The following is a 1,751-nucleotide window of genomic DNA, read 5'->3' on the forward strand; positions in this document are numbered from 1 at the left end:
CCAAACTGCTCGCGCAAGCACAGCGTCACCGCGGCAAGCAAAGCCAGGCCGGCAAACGCCAAGGCGGTCGCCTGATTCAAGCCGGGAAACAGCAAGGGCACGAACACGCCCTGCAGGGCCCACGCCGCAGCCAGCACCAGCATCCACACCCCGGCGCGCGGCAAACCGGCGAACAGGCGACCAGCCGTAGAAACTACTGTAGGAGCGGCCTCAGCCGCGATAAGCGTGTTTGAAACAGGCTCGCGGCTGAAGCCGCTCCTACAGCAGGCAGCCACCCCCAGCAAGCCGGCCGCCAGCAGCGTCAACCACAACACACTGGCCTCGCCGAACCATTGCGGCAACGGCACATAATGGATGCGCGATAAAAAAGGCAGGATGGCAATCAGCGCCCACACCAGCAGGGCAAGCGGGGCAACAGCAAAATTCAGGCGCATAAAGACGGGCAGCTAGTCAGTGCAAAGAGGGTATTGTAACGGGCATTGCGCGATTGCAAGGGATAGCATGCAAAACGCCACCCGAGGGTGGCGTGGCGGGTCGCAGATTAGATGGGTTGCGCTACGCTGCACCCATCCTACGCCTCATGTGGCAGGCTATTTCACCGTCTGCGCCGCGGCCGATGCACCGGACTGGCTATACGCTTGTGCCGCGCTGCGGCTGATCTGCTGCAAAGGCTGCAAGGCTGGCGCGGCTTGCGCACTCAACATCGCCGCCAGTTGCGGCGCAGTATCGGGAAAAGCGGCAATCGCCTGACGCAAGGCCGCTTCGGCGCCGGCCGCATCACCATGATGGGCGCGCAGCATGGCCAGCTTGACGAGCGTCCCCGGGTAGGGGCGATAGGCGGCCAAGCGTTCGAACAGCGGCAGCTTGAGCGCCAGATGATTGGCGCTGCCATCCAGATAGTTGGACAACAACTGGTCGGTTTCATAGCTCCATACCGGATTCGCCCCCTGCTGCAACAGCGCCTCGATACGCGCCTTGTTTTCGGCCGGCTTGTCTGCCGGCATCACCCAGCGCACCCAGTCGAAATACATCACCAGCCCCAGCACAATCTGCCACCCAGCCAAGCCCAGCAGCAATAGCGAGCCCAGCCGGCGCAGGCTGGGGCGGATAGCAACAGCAAAGCCCCGGGCCGGAGTCAGCCCCAGCAGCACGGCAAACACCATCAAAAAGCTGGCGTACCACAGCGGGTATTCCAACAGGCTGTGCCCGAGCAGCACCAGCGCCAGCCCCAGCACCAGCAAGGCGTCCGCCCCGGCGTTTTCCCGCTTGAACCACGGCAAAAACGCCCACAACAAGCCCGTAGCGACAGCCAGCGTGCCGACGATGCCGGTCTCGGCCAGCAATTGCAGCACGATATTATGGCAATGGGTAAACAGCCAGCTCTCGCTCCACTGCCCGGCAAACGCCGGCTCCAGCAACACAGACTGTGCGGCATAGCCCCCCAGCCCCACGCCAAACAGCGGATGTGCAACAAACACCGACCATGCTTTTTGCCACTCTATCCAGCGCCGTGCCCCGAAGCCGCCATCCATAAAACGATCCAGAGCACTTGCCTGCCGGATCGGCAAGCCCAGCGCATTCAGCGCGGTATTGATTTCACTCGTGAAAATCTGGCACAGCGCGATGGCGATCACCGCAGCGGCCAAGGCCTTGGCCATGCGCCGGCTCTCCGCGGCGGTCTCGGACTTGCTCGCCAGCCGCAACATGGCCCACGCCAGTAAAGGCAGGCCCAAGGCATAGGCCAGCACCAG

General features: G+C 63.2%; 1 protein-coding gene and 1 pseudogene. Both read right to left on the minus strand.

Going from position 1 to position 1,751, the window contains the following annotated elements:
* Positions 1-434: pseudogene (locus ACRC1E_RS14895) on the minus strand (hypothetical protein); the annotation flags it as partial.
* Positions 435-590: 156 nt separating this feature from the next.
* The coding region (locus ACRC1E_RS14900) for a Wzy polymerase domain-containing protein (RefSeq protein WP_438515887.1) at positions 591-1,751 on the minus strand (1,161 nt) is incomplete at its 5' end.

The organism is Craterilacuibacter sp., assembly GCF_051659485.1.
In the GTDB taxonomy this organism is placed as follows: domain Bacteria; phylum Pseudomonadota; class Gammaproteobacteria; order Burkholderiales; family Chromobacteriaceae; genus Craterilacuibacter.